Below are 17,207 nucleotides of genomic sequence, written 5' to 3' on the forward strand. Positions count from 1 at the left end.
CGACCCCCGATTTTACGGGCTTACTCGGCAGGCGGCACGTAGCCTTCGGCCTTGGCGTAATCCTCGCCGGAGAAGTACTTGTCCATCTCGCCCTGAAGATATTTACGGTCTTCGGCGTTCATCATGTTCAAGCGCTTTTCGTTGATCAGCAGGGTCTGGTGTTTTTGCCAGTCGGCCCAGGCCTTGGCCGAGACGTGGTCAAAAATGTCCTGGCCTTTGGCGCCCGGGAATGGAGCGCGCTCCAGGGCGGGCAATTCTTCTTTGTACTTGCGGCACATGATGGTGCGGGTCATGACGACTCTCCTGCGTTCAATACGGCGGCCGCGCGTTCGAGCAAGGTCTTGACCGGGGCGGCAAGGCCCAGGCGCGGCGGGGTGGCGAGGTTATACCAGAGCCAGTCGGCCTCGGCCACGTGATGGCCAGCCTCCTGGACCTGAACCAGCCAGGGTTCGATGGATAACTGGAAATGGCTGAAGGTGTGCACCAGGCTCGGCAGTGCCTGCGGGTTGCCCAGCGCCAGCGAGTGCTGCGAGGCGAGGTGTTGCAGGTCGTCGAGGTCATCGAGTTCCGGCAAGCTCCATAAACCGCCCCAAAGGCCCGTGGAAGGGCGGCGATAAAGCAGGATCGCACCTTCTGCATTGGCGAGCATCGGCATGAGCGTGCGCTTCTGAGGGATGGCTTTGCGCGGCTTGGGAATCGGGTAGCGGGTTTCCAGGCCGAGCATGTGCGCTTCACAGCCCTTTTCCAGCGGGCAGAGCAGGCAGCTCGGCTTGCTGCGGGTGCAGAGCGTGGCGCCCAGGTCCATCATTGCCTGGGTGTAGGCGTTGACCCGATCGTGCGGGGTAAAACGCTCAGCGTTCGCCCAAAGCTGTTTGGCGACCTTCGGCTCGCCCGGGTATCCCTCTTGTGCGGTAAAGCGCGCCAGCACGCGCTTGACGTTGCCGTCGAGGATGGGCGCGCGCAGGCCCATGCTGATGCTGGCGATCGCGCCGGCCGTGGACAGGCCGATGCCGGGCAGGTCGGTGAGTTTTTCCACGTCCCGGGGAAACTCACCGCCGTACTGCTCGACGACGATCTTCGCGGTCTTCTGCAAATTGCGCGCGCGGGTGTAGTACCCCAGGCCCGTCCACAGGTGCAGCACTTCATCTTCGGGCGCCGCCGCCAGGGCTTCGACCGTCGGCAGTGAAGCCATGAACCGGTCGAAGTAATTCAGCACGGTGCTGACCTGGGTTTGCTGCAACATGATTTCCGAGACCCACACCCGATAGGGGGTGATGCCTTGTTGCCAGGGCAAATCGTGGCGGCCGTGGCGGTCGAACCAGTCCAGCACCGCCGTTGAAAACTGCTCGGCTTTCATCGCTTGAACAGCCCCTTGAGTGCGTCCTTGAGTTCCGGGCTGACCTTGTCGCCCAGTTTCTCGTCGATTTTTTCGCTGATGCGCTCGCCCGCGAGTTTGCTCGCGACCTGGCCCATGCGTTCGTTGTCCAGGCGGCAGGCCTTGGCGCCCAGCTCCAGCGGACCGCGGCAACGCAAAGGCCACTGGATGCCGACAAACCTCTCGCCCACCTGGCAGGCCGGGTCCGGCATGTCGCTCTTGTCGCCTTCGACAATGATGCCCACGCGGTAATCCATGCCCAGGACCCGCAAATCGACATCACCGTCGCCGTTGACGGTCATGCCGGGGATGCGCACTTTAAGGTCCGGGTTGCTCGCGACACCGTTACGCAAGGTCAAGTTGCCCTTGAGCTCCTGGAACGGTGTGTCCTTGCCCCGTGGCTCGCCGCTGAGCTCCTTGCGGTTGAGCGTGGCGATGCCTTTGCACAACTGTTGTTCGAGGTTGGCATTGAGCAGCACGCCATTGTTGATGACGAAACTGGCGTTGCCGTTGAGGGTTTCGATCAACGCTTTCTGGCTGTTGCCGCTACCGGTAAGGGTGCTGTTGAGCGTAACCAGGCCCTTGACCGGTGGTTCCTTGCCCTGGCTTTCGAGGATTTTTTCCGCGGGCACCCGGCTGATCTGCGTCTGCATGTTCAACACCGGTGCCTGCTGGCGCACATCGAGGGTGCCTTTGGCTTCGAAATTGCCCTCGTACAGGTCACCGCGCAGGCTGCTCAGCGTCAACAATCCACCTTGGCCGTTGGCCTTGAGTACGGCGTTCTGGATCGGCAGTTTTTCCAGGGTCAACTGGCCGAAGGTCAGGTCGGCATCTACATCCAGCTTGTTCAGGCGTTCCACCGGCAGCAGGCGCTCGTTGCTCCAGGCTTCCTTGGTTGGGGATTGCGGCAGCGGTGTGCTGCCGGCGCCGGCCATGGCATCGGCTTCGGTGCTGGCGACTTCGGCCTGGCGAACTTGCTTGGCGCTGTTGGCCTCGGCTGACTTCGGCGCCAGGTAACGGTCGACGTTGAAGGTGTCGGCCTTGAGGGTGGCGCGCAGGGACTGCTTGGCGAAGTCCTCGACGGCGATGCGACCGGTGAAGGTGCTGTCGTCGACTTTCAGGTTGATGTCTTCGAGCGTGAGGCTGGAAGGCGTGCCGGCCAGGCGCGTGGCCAGTTCTACCTTGCCCAGGCTGCCTTCGGCCATCGCCGGGAGTTTCCGGCCGATGCTGTCGACGAACTTCGCCAGGTCGAACTGGGCAATCGACAGGCCACCGTTAACCTGCGGGGTCTTGTCGAGGTCATTGACCTTCAGCTCACCCAGCGCTCGCAGTTGGTTGGCGGAGACCTTGATCCCGGTCCATTCGGCGACGTTGGCAGCCTTGTCCAGCAGTAACTGCCCCTGGGCGGCAAAGGTCACGGTCTTGCCTTGCAGCGGATCGCCGGCGACTTCACCGGACAGCTTCATGTCTTCGAGTTTGTAGCGCTGCAACGCGCGCTCGAAGCGCAATTCGCCGTTGAGCTCTGTGCGCACCCGCAGAACCGGCTGGTTGGTGCCCAGGAATGCGGTGAGCTTGACCGGGATATTGGTGGAGTCGTGCACCGGGCCGGTACTGAGCTGGATGCTTTCGGCGCTGAATTGCTTGCCGGTTTTTTCGTCGCTGTATTCAACGCGGGCGTTGTTGACGGTCAGGCTGTCGATGTCCAGGCGAATAGGCTGGGCCGGTTTTTCCGCCTGGGCGGTGGTTGTCGGCTCGGGTTCGCTGGTGGAATCGGCCGGCGTGGCCGTGGTTGCAGGCTTGGGCACCTTGCCGATGTCTTCCCAGTTGCCGTGGCCATCCTTGTCGCGGTTCAGGCGCAGGTTCAGGCCTTCGACGCGCACATCGCTCATCTGCACCTCGCGGCGCAGTAGCGGCAGCACGCGGACCGACAGGCCGAGCATCTGCAGGTCGGCGAACGGTTCGGCGGGCTTGGCCAGGGTGGCGACTGCCGCATCGTGCAGTTCCAGGCCCAGCCAAGGGAACAGGCTCCAGCCGATATCGCCATTGAGCGTCAGCTCGATGTGGGCCTTGTCGCGGGCAATCTGGCGTATCTCGTCTTTGTAGTCGTTGGGATCGAAGAGGTGGGTCAGGGCAAAGCCCAGCGCCACTACGATCAGCAACAGCCCGAGAAGTACCAGACCCAGGATTTTGCCGAACGCTTTCATGGGCGAGTCCTTGTAGTTAGTCGAATTCGAAATTTAGCCGGGGAGTATAGCGCTCCGCAGCGACCGACCGGGCAGATCACAAGGGCAGAGCATCGAGCATCCAGGCAAAAAGGGATTTTTCCTACGTGTAATCAGGATCTGTACGGAAGAAGAAGTTGTTAAGGAGTTCGACAATGATCGGAACGGAGGTTCCTTTGGGTGGTACGAAAACAGACAACTTCGAAAACGTGATGTCAGTTTGGTTTTTCGGCTGCTGGCAAATGCTACCCTGCACCCGTTCGTCCGTCCCTCTGTGACGTGATGTCGCAGGAAAAACGAGCTTTTCGCTAAAAAACAGTCATGTCTGCGTGCATTAAGGCTGAGGGTGAAGAGTGGCTGGCGAACACTACCGACAATTGGGGGATAAACAATGACCACGAGCATCACGGCGGACGGCCTTCAAGCCGGCCAGCCCTCATTCCTTTCCAAGGAACGCATCATCGCCAGGCCCGGTTTCAACCGCTGGCTGGTGCCACCGGCCGCGCTGGCCATCCATCTGTGCATCGGCATGGCCTACGGCTTCTCGGTGTTCTGGTTGCCGCTGTCCAAAGCTCTGGGCATTACCGCGCCAGTGGCTTGTGCGCCAGACATGAGCTTCATCGCTCAAGTCTTTTCTTCGCAGTGCGACTGGCCGATTTCGATGCTCGGCTGGATCTACACCCTGTTCTTCATCTTCCTGGGTTGCTCGGCAGCCATCTGGGGTGGCTGGCTGGAGCATGCCGGGCCACGCAAGGCGGGTGTCGTTTCGGCGCTGTGCTGGTGCGGCGGCCTGCTGATTTCCGCGCTGGGGGTCTATACCCACCAGATCTGGCTGATGTGGATCGGCTCCGGGGTCATTGGCGGTATCGGCTTGGGCCTGGGCTACATCTCGCCGGTGTCGACCCTGATCAAGTGGTTCCCGGACAAGCGCGGCATGGCGACCGGCATGGCGATCATGGGTTTCGGCGGGGGCGCGATGGTCGGTGCACCACTGGCGGCGGCATTGATGAGCCATTTTGCCTCGCCAACCAGTGTCGGCGTGTGGCAAAGCTTCCTGGTCATGGCTGCGATCTACTTTGTGTTCATGATCGGCGGCGCGTTGTCCTATCGTGTGCCGCCTACCGGCTGGAAACCTGAAGGCTGGACGGCACCGGCGAAAAAAGCTTCGAACGCGATGATCACCCACCGTCACGTGCACGTGAACGTGGCGTGGAAAACGCCGCAATTTCGCCTGGTTTGGCTGGTGTTGTGCCTGAACGTTTCGGCGGGTATCGGTATCCTGGGCATGGCATCGCCACTGTTGCAGGAGGTTTTTGCCGGCAAACTGTTGGGCAATGACCTGACATTTGGTCAGCTGGACGCCGCGCAACTGGCTTCGATTGCCGCCATCGCTGCAGGGTTTACCGGTTTGCTGAGCCTGTTCAACATCGGCGGGCGTTTCTTCTGGGCTTCGTTCTCGGATTATCTGGGCCGCAAAAACACCTACTTCGTGTTCTTCGCCCTGGGCTTTGCCCTGTACGGACTGATTCCGAACCTTGGGCATCTGGGTAGCGTCGCGCTGTTCGTGGCGGCGTTCTGCATCATCCTGTCGATGTACGGCGGTGGTTTTGCCACGGTTCCCGCTTACCTGGCGGACCTGTTCGGCACGCAGATGGTTGGCGCGATCCACGGTCGCCTGCTGACGGCGTGGGCGGCGGCGGGCGTGCTTGGCCCGGTGCTGGTGAACTATCTGCGTGAATATCAGCTGAGCATTGGCGTTGAACGTGCGGCGGCTTACGACATCACGTTGTACATCCTGGCGGGTCTGCTGGTGCTGGGCTTTATCTGCAACCTGCTGGTGCGCCCGGTGGCCGACAAGTACTTCATGACCGACGCCGAGCTGGCTGCCGAACAGGCGCTGGGCCACGACAAGGGTGCTGACAGCAGCACTGTGCTGGAGTGGAAAGCCGATGCCGGCACCAAGCCGTTGGCGGTGGCTGCCTGGCTGGTGGTGGGAATTCCGTTGGCGTGGGGTGTCTGGGTGACCTTGCAGAAGACGGCAGTACTGTTCCACTAAGAAGATGCTGAAAAGATCGCAGCCTTCGGCAGCTCCTACAGTCAGCGTCCGCATAGCATCGTGTGGACGCCATCGTTGTAGGAGCTGCCGGAGGCTGCGATCTTTTGCTTGTATGGACATGTCTATCCCCGACGACTGGGGATTCTATCCGTCAGCGATATCACCTCCCGTGTTTCTGTTTCGCGCCCGCACCCCTATAATGGTTGCCTTTTTCGCCCAATGATTTTGCGGAGCTGGTGATGGCCGAACGTAAGGCGTCAGTCGAGCGCGACACTCTGGAAACCCAGATCAAAGCCTCGATCAACCTGGATGGCACCGGAAAGGCCCGATTTGATATCGGTGTACCTTTTCTTGAGCACATGCTGGACCAGATCGCCCGTCACGGGCTGATCGACCTGGATATCGTCGGCAAGGGCGACCTGCACATCGACGACCACCACATGGTGGAAGACGTGGGTATCACCCTCGGTCAGGCATTTGCCAAGGCCGTTGGCGACAAGAAAGGCATCCGTCGCTACGGCCATGCCTATGTCCCGTTGGACGAAGCGCTGTCCCGGGTGGTCATCGACTTCTCCGGCCGCCCAGGCCTGCAGATGCACGTGCCCTACACCCGCGCCAACGTGGGCCGCGGCTTTGACGTCGACCTTTTCCAGGAATTCTTCCAGGGCTTCGTCAACCACGCACTCGTCAGCCTGCACATCGACAACCTGCGCGGCACCAATACCCACCACCAGATCGAAACCGTGTTCAAGGCTTTCGGCCGCGCGCTGCGCATGGCTGTGGAGCTCGATGACCGCATGGCCGGGCAAATGCCATCGACCAAGGGCGTCCTGTAATGCAGACAGTCGCGGTTATCGATTACGGCATGGGCAACCTGCACTCGGTGGCCAAGGCCCTCGAGCACGTCGGTGCCGGCAAGGTCCTGATCACCAGCGATGCGAACGTGATTCGCGAAGCCGACCGGGTGGTGTTTCCCGGTGTTGGCGCGATCCGCGATTGCATGGCGGAGATCCGTCGCCTGGGTTTTGATTCGCTGGTGCGTGAAGTCAGCCAGGATCGTCCGTTCCTCGGCATCTGCGTGGGCATGCAAGCCTTGCTCGAGCACAGCGAAGAGAACGACGGCGTCGACTGCATCGGCCTGTTCCCTGGCCAGGTGAAGTTCTTCGGCAAGGATCTTGTCGAGGATGGCGAACACCTGAAAGTCCCGCACATGGGCTGGAACGAAGTGCAGCAGAAGGTGAGTCACCCGCTGTGGCACGATATTCCGGACATGGCGCGGTTCTACTTCGTGCACAGCTACTACATCGCCGCCGGCAATGCGCGGCAGGTGGTCGGTGGCGGTCACTACGGGGTCGATTTTGCCGCAGCGCTGGCTGAAGGCTCGCGTTTCGCGGTGCAGTTCCATCCGGAGAAAAGCCATACCCATGGCCTGCAGTTGCTGCAGAACTTCGCCGCGTGGGACGGTCGCTGGTAATGGCTGCCAAGAAGAAGCCGCCGATCCTGACCCTCACTCCTGAACAGGAAAACGAGGCCAATCTCAAGATCAAGCGCTTCATGGAGGATCGCTTCGAGCTGGACCTGGGTTCGTTCGAAGCGGCCGAAATCCTTGAGCTGTTTACCCGCGAAATTGCTCCGCACTATTACAACAGGGCGATTTTCGATGTGCAGACGCACCTCAAGGAGAGGTTCGAAAGCATCGAAAGCGACCTGTGGGCGCTCGAGAAAAACTGATTTTCGAGCCAAGCTGAACATTCGAATTTGAAGGTTTGCCAGATGCTGATTATTCCCGCTATCGATCTTAAAGACGGTGCCTGTGTTCGTCTGCGCCAGGGCCGCATGGAAGATTCCACAGTGTTCTCCGATGACCCGGTGAGCATGGCAGCCAAGTGGGTGGAGGGCGGTTGCCGTCGTCTGCATCTGGTCGACCTGAACGGCGCGTTCGAAGGCCAGCCGGTCAACGGCGAAGTGGTCACTGCGATCGCCAAGCGCTACCCGAACCTGCCGATCCAGATCGGCGGCGGCATCCGTTCCCTGGAAACCATCGAGCACTACGTGAAAGCGGGCGTGAGCTACGTGATCATCGGCACCAAGGCCGTGAAAGATCCGGCCTTCGTCGCTGAAGCCTGCCGCGCGTTCCCGGGCAAGGTGATCGTGGGTCTGGACGCCAAGGACGGTTTCGTCGCCACCGACGGCTGGGCTGAAATCAGCACCATCCAGGTGATCGACCTGGCCAAACAGTTCGAAGCCGACGGCGTGTCCGCCATCGTTTATACCGACATCGCCAAAGACGGCATGATGCAGGGTTGCAACGTACCGTTCACCGCTGCGCTGGCTGCTGCCACGAAGATCCCGGTGATCGCTTCCGGTGGCATCCACAACCTGGGCGACATCAAGACGCTGCTCGACGCCAAGGCGCCAGGCATCATCGGTGCGATCACCGGTCGTGCAATCTACGAAGGCACCCTCGACGTCGCTGAAGCGCAAGCTTTCTGCGATTCGTACAAAGGCTGAGGACTGACCATGGCGCTGGCCAAACGCATCATCCCTTGCCTGGACGTGGACAACGGCCGGGTCGTCAAAGGTGTGAAGTTCGAGAACATCCGCGATGCAGGCGACCCGGTGGAGATCGCCCGTCGCTATGACGAGCAGGGTGCCGACGAGATTACTTTCCTCGACATCACCGCCAGCGTCGACGGTCGCGATACCACGCTGCATACCGTCGAGCGCATGGCCAGCCAGGTGTTCATCCCGCTGACCGTGGGCGGTGGCGTGCGCACCGTGCAGGACATTCGCAACCTGCTCAATGCCGGTGCGGACAAGGTCTCGATCAACACCGCGGCGGTGTTCAATCCGGAATTCGTCGGTGAAGCGGCGCAGCATTTCGGTTCGCAATGCATCGTGGTTGCCATCGATGCGAAGAAGGTCTCCGGCCCTGGCGAAACCCCGCGCTGGGAAATCTTCACCCACGGCGGTCGCAAGCCAACCGGCCTCGACGCAGTCGAATGGGCGAAGAAGATGGAAGGCCTGGGTGCCGGTGAAATCCTCCTGACCAGCATGGACCAGGACGGCATGAAAAACGGCTTCGACCTCGGCGTAACCCGCGCCATCAGCGATGCACTGGGCATTCCGGTAATCGCTTCCGGCGGAGTCGGTAACCTGCAGCACTTGGCCGATGGCATTCTCGAAGGTCACGCCAGCGCGGTGTTGGCGGCGAGTATTTTCCACTTTGGCGAATACACCGTGCAGGAAGCCAAGGCCTACATGGCTCATCGCGGAATTGTGATGCGCTGAACAAACCAGTGCAGGCCAGTGGACATCATGGCGGGCTCAGGGCACTCTTGAGTACGCCATGGATTTCGGTAGCCAGACATGTTTAAACGCATTCTTCTTGTCCTCGCCAGCGCTTCCCTGTTGCTCATCAGTAGCGCACGCGCCGCAGACAGCTCCGCCACGGAACTGGTGTTGCTGACGGAAAACTTCCCGCCATACAACATGGCCAAGAACGGCAAGAACTTCGCTCAGGACGAGAACATCAATGGCATCGCTGTTGATATCGTCCGCGAGATGTTCAAGCGCGCCAACGTCACCTATAGCCTGACCCTGCGTTTCCCTTGGGAGCGTGTCTACAAACTCGCCCTGGAAAACCCCGGTTATGGAGCATTCGTGATGGCGCGTTTGCCGGACCGCGAGCGGCTTTTCAAGTGGGTCGGACCGATCGGGCCGGACGACTGGATCATGCTGGCCAAGGCTGACAGCAAAATCTCCCTCGACACTCTGGAGGACGCGCGCATGTACAGGATTGGTGCCTACAAGGGCGATGCGATTGCCGAGACGCTCGCCAAGCAGGGCCTGAAGCCAATCGTGGTGCTGCGCGATCAGGATAATGCGAAGAAACTGGTCAATGGCCAGATCGACCTGTGGGCTACCGGCGACCCCGCCGGGCGCTATCTGGCGCGCCAGGACGGGGTAAACGGACTCAAGACCGTGTTGCGTTTCAACAGCGCCGAACTGTACCTGGCGCTGAACAGGGATGTGCCGCAGGCGACCGTCGCCAAGTTGCAGGCAGCGCTGGATCAGATGCGCAAGGACGGTGTGGTTGACGAGATCATGGGGCGGTATTTGTAGGCGTTCGCGAGTCTGTTTCCGGCACAGAGGGCGTGATTACTTCAGTCTCCTGTTCCGGTGGATATTCGGTCAAGTGCAGGCTATTGCCATCGATGTAATAGAGTTCGCAGGGCACTTGAGTCCTGTTTTCCCGCAGCAATCTGAAGGTGCTCTGCATCTCATAGGCCGCAACGGCTTTGTTCTTTGCAGCTACTACGGCGACCTCCACGTGTGTTGGGCCTCCCCAGCCGCCGGATGCATCGACCAGCGCAAAGCTGGTGCTCAACCTTGCGGTGAATAAGGAGGGCGCACCCTTGGGCCACTGCCCATCGATCGAAATAGAAGTGATGCGTGAAAACACATCCGCATTCGCCATGCTCTGAGGGCGGCGTGCAGGCCAATGATAGGTCTGGCGTGCGCCGCTATCGTTTTTGCCATATCCCACAAGTACATATTGGTCAGTTCTTTCCAGGAGGTAGAAAGGTGATGTGCGTAATTGCTCAAAAGGCCTGAGACTGGGATCTTTTACGGTGAACCAGGGGAGTTTAGCCGTCTGAGTGATCTTGCCCGACTCAAAAAGTAGTGGCTGTTCGTTTCCCGTGAGTTCTGGAGCTACGGGTGAGGGCTGGATGTCCAGGGGGATCGGCATCCGTAAGGCGTAAGCCGTGATGTGTGTTACAGGTTTTGTATGAGAGCCCACCCCGATAAAGGTGCCAGGTGCACAAAGGATTTCCCCGGCTGCGGTGTCCGGTGGATAGATACCCCACGCACTGAAGGCCTGCCTTGCACCGCTGCCCTTGTCGTCCCAGATCAGGTCGCTGATGAATGACGGGGTTACCAGGTCTCTGCGTACGCAACGAATGTCACTTGGCAAAGGCTTGTCGCGGCCGTTGGAGCACAACTGCCCCAATGCCACGTAGCCACTTGGAGCGATTGGTTGCCATATCGAGCAGTTTGCCCTAGCGCCTGAACCGGCATCGCTCCAGACTTGTTCAAAGTCGATGGGCGCACGCAGAGCTGGTTCCTTGCCGCTATCGCTCGACAGTTCGCCCTCGCAGACAACCATCACCATCCTTTTCTCGTTGATGTTGTCGAGTCCGGAGGCAACGACGTCACCCAGCGGGAAAAAACCTGGCAGCAAATCAGGAGCGGGACTCGGTCGCCAGAACGCTGCGGGTTTCGATTTCGAACCGGTGCTGTCCCAGATGCGGCGGAACTCGGTGGTAAAGTTGATGAGCAGGTTATCGTGCTTTATGGATTCGATTCGTTTTGCGGCTAATGGGGTGCTGTCTTGGGTGTTCATATTGATTCCAGATAGATGAGAATGCGACAGAGGGAGTCGCAACCTGTTGTTCACTATCCAGAATGGAGGTGGGTATCTGGCGGTAACTATTTATCGACTTCGAGCCGGTTATTACCGATAAACGCCGTCTTTACCATGAGCGACCATGGCGCGATTGCCGCGCACGCTGATCATCTGCCTGATATCGATCCACTCGATACCCTGCGCCTTCAGTTTCGGCAACTCGCGCTCCAGTACCGCCAATGTCTGCGGATACGGATGCCCAATCATCACCGCCGAGCCCTGTTTTCGCGCCAGGCTGATTGCCGTCTGCAGTTGCGTGAAGATGGCCGCTTCAGTGCGCTCGTCATCCAGGAATACATCCCGGGAAACACTGGCCAGCGCGGTCTTCTGGGCTTGCTGCGCGGCGACGGTCTGGGCGCTGGTGCGGCTGTCGACGAAAAATTTGTGACGCCGCTGTAAGTCCGCCATCAACCAGGCCATCGCGGCCGGTTGAGCCGTCATGCGGCTGCCCATGTGGTTATTGATGCCGGCGGTGTAGGGCACGACCTTGAACGCCGCGTTCAGGCGTTTCTCGAGCTCTTCGATGGGCAAGTCGGGATGCCAGGCGAAAGGTCCGGTTGCCGGGTCCATGGGCATGTGCAGGATGACGATCTTGCCGGCGCGATGGGCTTCGCGGGCGAATTCGGTGGCGTGCGGAGTGTCGGGCATGATCGCCGTCGTCACTGGCCCGGGCAGGGCCAGCACCTGGCGATCCCGGGGCAGACTCTGCCCCAGGTCATCGATGATCAGACTGATATAGGCCTTTTGAGGGGCGGGCGCTGCATGCACAACACCCGCCAGGCAGCACAACAGCCCCAGGACTACCCGCAAAAGCATCTCAGCGGCCGGACGTGATGCTCAGCCCTTTGAGCAGGCTCAGGGCCTGGGCCAGTTGGTAATCGTCGTCCTGCGGCATCGGCTTGGTCTTGCCGCCGGAACTGGTCGGCTTGTCGGCGCCGCCGTTGCCGTTGCCCAGGTGACCCTGCAAATCGGCTTCCTTGAAGTAGTCGCCGTCTTGCTCGTTGGTGATCTTGGCCTTGCGCACTTCGATGTCCGGGATGATGCCCTGGGCCTGGATCGAGCGGCCGTTTGGCGTGTAGTACAGCGCCGTGGTGATCTTCAGGGCGCGATCGTTGTTCAGCGGCAGTACGGTTTGCACCGAGCCTTTGCCGAAACTCGGCGTGCCCATGACCACCGCGCGTTTCTGGTCCTGCAGGGCGCCGGCGACGATTTCCGAGGCCGAGGCGCTGCCGCCGTTGATCAGCGTGACCATTGGCACGGCTTCGCTTTCGTCCTTGCCGGTGGCAGAGAAACGCAATTCGGAGTTGGCGATGCGGCCCTTGGTGTAGACGATCAGGCCCTTGGTGATGAAGTGGTCGACCACTTCCACCGCCGCTTGCAGCACGCCGCCCGGGTTGTTACGCAGGTCGAGGATGATGCCGTTGAGTTTCTTGCCGTTGTCTTTACGCAGCTTGGCCAGGGCCTTCGACACTTCTTCGCCGGTCTTGACCTGGAACTGGGTGATGCGGATGTAGCCATAGCCGGATTCGAGCAGCTGACTCTTCACGCTCTTCACCTGAATGATGGCGCGGGCCAGGGTCACATCGAATGGCGTGCCACCGTCACGTACCAGGGTCAGGGTGATTTTCTGGCCGATCTTGCCGCGCATCTTGTCCACGGCTTCGGTCATGCTCTGGCCGCGGGTGGGTTGGCCGTTGATCTTGACGATGAAGTCGCCCGCCTGGATGCCTGCCTTGGAGGCCGGTGTGTCATCGATCGGCGACACCACCTTGATGAAGCCGTCCTCGGCGCCGACTTCGATGCCCAGGCCGCCAAATTCGCCGCTGGTGCTTTCCTGCAGTTCAGCGAAGTCTTCAGGTCCAAGGTACGCGGAGTGCGGGTCAAGGTTGCTGAGCATGCCCTTGATCGCGTTTTCCAGCAGGGTCTTGTCGTCTACGGGTTCGACATAGGCGGCCTTGATCCGATCCATGACCTCGGCAAAGGTGCGCAACTCTTCCAGCGGCAATGGCGCCCTGGTGGTCGCGGCAGTGCCCGCGGGTGCGACTGCCGGGGCCGGTTGAGCGGCAAACGCCAGAGGCGCGCCGATCACCAGGGCAATCGTCAGGGCCAGCGAGGTAAGGCGGGACAAATACAGCATGTCGAACGAACTCCTAATGTAGGTGACTCAGCGCCTATCCTTGCGCGCGGCACCATTGCGCCGGATCACTCGGGTGACCCTGCTGACGAATAGCAAAGTACAGCGCTGGTGTGTCCTGCCCGCCACTGTTACCGACAGTGGAGATGGATTCACCGGCTTTTACCACGTCACCCGCAGACTTGAGCAGTGTCTGGTTGTGACCATAGAGACTCAAGAAACCGTTGCCGTGGTCGAGAATCACCAGCAGCCCGGCGCCGCGCAACCAGTCGGCGAACACCACTCGACCGCCATGCACCGCATGCACCGTACTGCCGGCAGAAGCGCCGATCATTACGCCGTCCCACTTGGTCCGGGCGTCGTCGCCACGGCTTTCACCGAAGCGCGCCAACAGTCGACCATCGACAGGCCAGGGAAGTTTGCCGCGAGTTGACGCAAATGCGCCGCCAAAGGTTTCGCCTGAACTGGAAACCAGTGGGCCGGGTGTCGATTTAACGGGTTTGCGTGGGGCGTCATCGTTGGCTTCTGCCAGCGCCTGGGCCTCACGTAAACGCTTTTTTTCGGCTTCCTGCTGGGCGATCAGCGCTTTCTGCCGCGCCTCTTCTGCCTCACGAGCCTGGCGGGCCAGGGTTTCTTCAATGGTTTTAAGGACTTTAGACAGGTCTGCCTGATCCTGCTCGCGGGCTGCCAATTTCTGGTCGCGTGCCTTCACGTCGTCGTTAAGCTTGGCCAGGACTTGCTGGCGCTCCTGGCGAACCTTCTCGAGCTCGCCACGCTGGGTTTCGAGGCTGCTTTGCTGCACCAGCAATTGCGCCTGCTGCAGTCCGATGTCTTTTTCGACATTGGCCAGTTGGCGCAGGGTTTCGTTGAAATTCTTCAGCTGTTCCAGGCGGGCCTGGCTCAGGTAGTCGTAATAGGTGAGTGTGCGAGCGAACTTCTCGGGGTTCTGCTGGTTGAGCAGCAGTTTCAAGTACTCCTGGCGACCGTTCTGGTAAGCCGCGCGGGCCTGGATGGCAATCAGTCGTTGCTGTTCAGTGCGCGCGCTCTGGAGTTTTTTTTTCTCCGCATCGAGTCGCTGCAACTCGGTTTCGCTTTTCTTCAGCTCTTTTTGCAGGGCGTCGACCTGCTTCTCGAGCTTGCCCATCTCGGTCTCGGTGCCCTTGAGGTCTTTCTGCACGCCGGATTTTTCTTCCTGCAGCTTGCCCAGCAGTTTTTTCAACTCGGCAATGTCCTGACGCGTGGCGTCCAACTGTTGCTGGGTTTGCGCGCGCTCATCGGCGAAGGCCGGTTGGAGCAGGCAGGTCAGGGCAAGGGCTATCAGGACGCGGAGCATAGAGGCGGGCGACACCAGGGAAAGGGACGTCCTAGTATGCCCGCCATGGGCGGCAAAAAAAATGCCCATTTCTGACTGTGTGATGACTGGAGCGGGATGTGGGGGGATTTAGTCTTCAAAACTACCACAAACAACTGTGGGAGCTGGCTTGCCAGCGATGGCGGCCTGGCATTCAACATAGATGTTGGCTGTCAGATTGCTATCGCGAGCAGGCTCGCTCCCACAGGTTTTTTCGGTGTTTGGGATATCCCGATTACACCAGAATCGAAGTCCCGGTCATTTCCGCCGGTTGTTCCAGGCCCAGCAGCTTCAGCATGGTCGGTGCCACATCCGCCAGCACGCCGCCTTCACGCACCTTCAGGTCGCGCTTGCCGACATAGATGAACGGCACCGGCTCGGTGGTGTGTGCGGTGTGCGCCTGGCCCGTGGTCTCGTCGGACATTTGCTCGACGTTGCCGTGGTCCGCGGTGATCAGGGCTTCGCCGCCGACTTTCTCCAGCGCTTCGACGATGCGGCCGACGCACTGGTCAAGGCACTCAACGGCCTTGACCGCCGCTTCGAACACGCCGCTGTGGCCGACCATGTCGCCGTTGGCGTAGTTGACCACGATCACGTCGTAACGCTGGTTGTCGATGGCGTCGACGATGCGGTCGGTGACTTCCGGTGCGCTCATCTCCGGCTGCAAGTCATAGGTGGCGACTTTCGGCGACGGGATCAGGATGCGTTCTTCGCCCGGGAACGGTTCTTCACGACCGCCAGAGAAGAAGAAGGTCACGTGGGCGTATTTTTCGGTTTCGGCGATGCGCAGCTGGGTCTTGCCGTTTTTCGCCAGGTAGTCGCCCAGCACGTTTTCCAGGCTGCCGGCGGCGAAGGCCGATGGAGCGGGAATGCTGGCGGCGTATTGGGTCAGCATGACGAAACCGGCCAGTTTTGGCTGACGGGCACGCTCGAAGTCCTTGAAGTCGTCCTCGACGAAGACGCGGGTCAGTTCCCGGGCGCGGTCGGCGCGGAAGTTCATGAACACCACGGCGTCGCCGTCTTCGACTTTAACGGGCTCGCCGATGGAGGTGGCCTTGACGAATTCGTCGCTCTCGCCACGCTCGTAGGCGGCTTGCAGGCCTTCCTGGGCGGTGGCGGCGTTGAATTCGCCATTGCCGTCGACGATCAGGTTGTAGGCCTGGGATACGCGGTCCCAACGGTTGTCGCGATCCATGGCGAAATAACGGCCGATGAGGCTGGCGATCCGGCCTTTGCCCAGCGCCTGGAAGGTGGCGTCCAGCAGTTCGATCGACGATTGCGCGCTTTTCGGCGGGGTATCGCGGCCGTCGAGGAAGGCATGCAGGTAGATTTTCTCGGCGCCGCGCTTGGCAGCCAGTTCGGCCATGGCCACCAGGTGATCCTGGTGGCTATGCACGCCGCCATCGGACAGCAGGCCCATGAAGTGCACGGCTTTGCCGGCAGCGACGGCTTTGTCCACTGCGGCGCAGATGGTCGGGTTCTCGAAGAACTCGCCGTCGCGGATCGACTTGGTCACGCGGGTGAAGTCCTGATACACCACGCGGCCGGCGCCCAGGTTCATGTGGCCGACTTCGGAGTTGCCCATCTGGCCATCCGGCAGGCCGACGTCCATGCCGCTGCCCGAGATCAGGCCGTTGGGCACGGTGGCCCACAAACGGTCGAGTACGGGCTTCTTCGCCGCAAAGATGGCATTGGATTCAGGGCTCTCACTGTGACCGAAGCCGTCGAGAATAATCAGGACCAAAGGTTTAGGCGTGGTAGTCATGGAATCCACTCGTGGCTGAGATAAAAGAGGGCGATGGAAAAGGGAGTGGCAGTTTAAAGCGAAGTTCCGGCCACGTCACCGCCGGACGGGGTTTGGCCCACCATAGTGGCTGTGTATACTGGCCGACATTTTAACGCCCTGGAACCTCCTTCGATGGTTGCTAACCTGATTCAATTTGCCACCAACCACTACATTCTCGTCGGCATCTTCGTCGTCCTGCTGGCCCTGTTGATCGCCTACCAGATGCAGGGCGGCGGCCGTAGCCTGAGCACCGGCGAACTGACTGGCCTGGTCAACAAAGACGCCGGCGTGGTGATCGACATTCGTCCGACCAAGGACTTTGCCGCCGGCCACATTGTAGGCGCGTTGAACATTCCTCACGACAAACTGGCTGCACGCGTTGGCGAGCTGGAAAAACACAAGGCCAAGACCATCATCCTGGTCGATGCCATGGGCCAGACCGCCGGTACTCACGCTCGCGAACTGGTGAAGGCTGGCTTTACCGCCGCCAAGCTGTCCGGTGGTGTTTCCAGCTGGAAAGCCGACAATCTGCCGCTGGTGAAGTGATATGAGTAACGTCGTCGTCTATTCCAGCGATTACTGCCCTTATTGCTCCCGAGCCAAGTACCTGCTCGAGAACAAAGGCGTGGCCTTCGAAGAGATCAAGGTCGATGGCAAGCCGCAGGTGCGTGCCGCAATGGCTCAGAAGGCCGGACGTACGTCCGTGCCGCAGATCTGGATCGGCAGCACCCACGTTGGCGGTTGTGATGATTTGTTTGCCCTGGAGCGCGCCGGCAAGCTCGACGCGCTGCTCAAGGCCTGAATTCCATACCC

17 protein-coding genes are annotated in these 17,207 nt (G+C 60.3%); 9 read left to right on the plus strand and 8 right to left on the minus strand.

Features of this window, described 5'->3' with window-relative positions; translation table 11 throughout:
* Positions 1-20: 20 nt before the first annotated feature.
* Genes PMI35_RS19100 through PMI35_RS19090 form a run of 3 tightly spaced genes read right to left on the minus strand, consistent with a single transcriptional unit; the run spans position 21 to position 3,579 of the window.
* Positions 21-293 carry an oxidative damage protection protein gene (locus tag PMI35_RS19100; RefSeq protein WP_003220737.1) on the minus strand — a complete coding sequence of 91 codons (273 nt, stop codon included), beginning with the start codon at positions 291-293 and terminating at the stop codon, positions 21-23.
* Entirely contained in the window at positions 290-1,357 is a 1,068-nt protein-coding gene (gene mutY / locus PMI35_RS19095; RefSeq protein WP_008058505.1) for an A/G-specific adenine glycosylase, read from the minus strand. The genes PMI35_RS19100 and mutY overlap by 4 nt, the downstream gene beginning before the upstream one ends.
* On the minus strand, positions 1,354-3,579 hold the full coding sequence (locus PMI35_RS19090) for an AsmA family protein (RefSeq protein ID WP_008058506.1): 2,226 nt from the start codon (positions 3,577-3,579) through the stop codon (positions 1,354-1,356). Before PMI35_RS19090 ends, mutY begins: the two co-directional genes overlap by 4 nt.
* A gap of 409 nt (positions 3,580-3,988) precedes the next feature.
* Between PMI35_RS19090 and PMI35_RS19085 the strand changes: the two genes are divergently transcribed.
* The 7 genes from PMI35_RS19085 (at position 3,989) to PMI35_RS19055 (ending at position 9,778) form a co-directional block, all read left to right on the plus strand.
* A complete protein-coding gene (locus PMI35_RS19085) occupies positions 3,989-5,653 on the plus strand; it encodes an OFA family MFS transporter (RefSeq protein ID WP_008058508.1) in 1,665 nt (554 codons plus the stop codon).
* Between the two features lie 239 nt (positions 5,654-5,892).
* Positions 5,893-6,489, plus strand: a complete 597-nt coding sequence (gene hisB / locus PMI35_RS19080; RefSeq protein ID WP_008058509.1) for an imidazoleglycerol-phosphate dehydratase HisB — start codon at positions 5,893-5,895, stop codon at positions 6,487-6,489.
* A complete protein-coding gene (gene hisH / locus PMI35_RS19075; RefSeq protein ID WP_008058511.1) occupies positions 6,489-7,127 on the plus strand; it encodes an imidazole glycerol phosphate synthase subunit HisH in 639 nt (212 codons plus the stop codon). Before hisB ends, hisH begins: the two co-directional genes overlap by 1 nt.
* Positions 7,127-7,384, plus strand: coding sequence for a DUF2164 domain-containing protein (locus tag PMI35_RS19070; protein WP_008058514.1), 258 nt, complete (start codon positions 7,127-7,129; stop codon positions 7,382-7,384). Before hisH ends, PMI35_RS19070 begins: the two co-directional genes overlap by 1 nt.
* A 42-nt stretch (positions 7,385-7,426) precedes the next feature.
* Positions 7,427-8,164 (plus strand): 1-(5-phosphoribosyl)-5-[(5-phosphoribosylamino)methylideneamino]imidazole-4-carboxamide isomerase, encoded by a 738-nt coding sequence (gene hisA / locus PMI35_RS19065; protein ID WP_007972753.1) that lies wholly within the window; start codon positions 7,427-7,429, stop codon positions 8,162-8,164.
* 9 nt (positions 8,165-8,173) lie between these two features.
* Complete coding sequence (gene hisF, locus PMI35_RS19060; RefSeq protein ID WP_007897430.1) at positions 8,174-8,944, plus strand: imidazole glycerol phosphate synthase subunit HisF; 771 nt, start codon at positions 8,174-8,176, stop codon at positions 8,942-8,944.
* Positions 8,945-9,022: 78 nt separating this feature from the next.
* Positions 9,023-9,778, plus strand: coding sequence for a substrate-binding periplasmic protein (locus PMI35_RS19055; RefSeq protein ID WP_008058524.1), 756 nt, complete (start codon positions 9,023-9,025; stop codon positions 9,776-9,778).
* Here the strand turns inward: PMI35_RS19055 and PMI35_RS19050 are convergent.
* The 5 genes from PMI35_RS19050 to gpmI all read right to left on the minus strand — a co-directional run bounded on the left by PMI35_RS19050 (position 9,759) and on the right by gpmI (position 16,373).
* The gene (locus tag PMI35_RS19050) at positions 9,759-11,060 is read right to left on the minus strand and encodes a Vps62-related protein (RefSeq protein WP_008058525.1); all 1,302 of its coding nucleotides are present in this window, start codon (positions 11,058-11,060) and stop codon (positions 9,759-9,761) included. The two genes, PMI35_RS19055 and PMI35_RS19050, sit on opposite strands and share 20 nt — an antisense overlap.
* A gap of 111 nt (positions 11,061-11,171) precedes the next feature.
* A complete protein-coding gene (locus tag PMI35_RS19045) occupies positions 11,172-11,939 on the minus strand; it encodes a divergent polysaccharide deacetylase family protein (protein ID WP_008058528.1) in 768 nt (255 codons plus the stop codon).
* A 1-nt stretch (position 11,940) separates the two neighbouring features.
* Entirely contained in the window at positions 11,941-13,260 is a 1,320-nt protein-coding gene (locus tag PMI35_RS19040; RefSeq protein ID WP_008058530.1) for a S41 family peptidase, read from the minus strand.
* Between the two features lie 34 nt (positions 13,261-13,294).
* Entirely contained in the window at positions 13,295-14,590 is a 1,296-nt protein-coding gene (locus PMI35_RS19035) for a murein hydrolase activator EnvC family protein (protein ID WP_032831539.1), read from the minus strand.
* A 253-nt stretch (positions 14,591-14,843) separates the two neighbouring features.
* The gene (gene gpmI, locus PMI35_RS19030) at positions 14,844-16,373 is read right to left on the minus strand and encodes a 2,3-bisphosphoglycerate-independent phosphoglycerate mutase (RefSeq protein WP_008058534.1); all 1,530 of its coding nucleotides are present in this window, start codon (positions 16,371-16,373) and stop codon (positions 14,844-14,846) included.
* 153 nt (positions 16,374-16,526) lie between these two features.
* Between gpmI and PMI35_RS19025 the strand changes: the two genes are divergently transcribed.
* Together PMI35_RS19025 and grxC are read left to right on the plus strand one after the other, a co-directional pair.
* Complete coding sequence (locus PMI35_RS19025) at positions 16,527-16,940, plus strand: rhodanese-like domain-containing protein (protein ID WP_008058536.1); 414 nt, start codon at positions 16,527-16,529, stop codon at positions 16,938-16,940.
* A gap of 1 nt (position 16,941) precedes the next feature.
* Positions 16,942-17,196 (plus strand): glutaredoxin 3, encoded by a 255-nt coding sequence (gene grxC / locus PMI35_RS19020; protein ID WP_008058538.1) that lies wholly within the window; start codon positions 16,942-16,944, stop codon positions 17,194-17,196.
* Positions 17,197-17,207: the final 11 nt, after the last annotated feature.

This window comes from Pseudomonas sp. GM78 (genome assembly GCF_000282475.1).
Lineage (GTDB): Bacteria > Pseudomonadota > Gammaproteobacteria > Pseudomonadales > Pseudomonadaceae > Aquipseudomonas.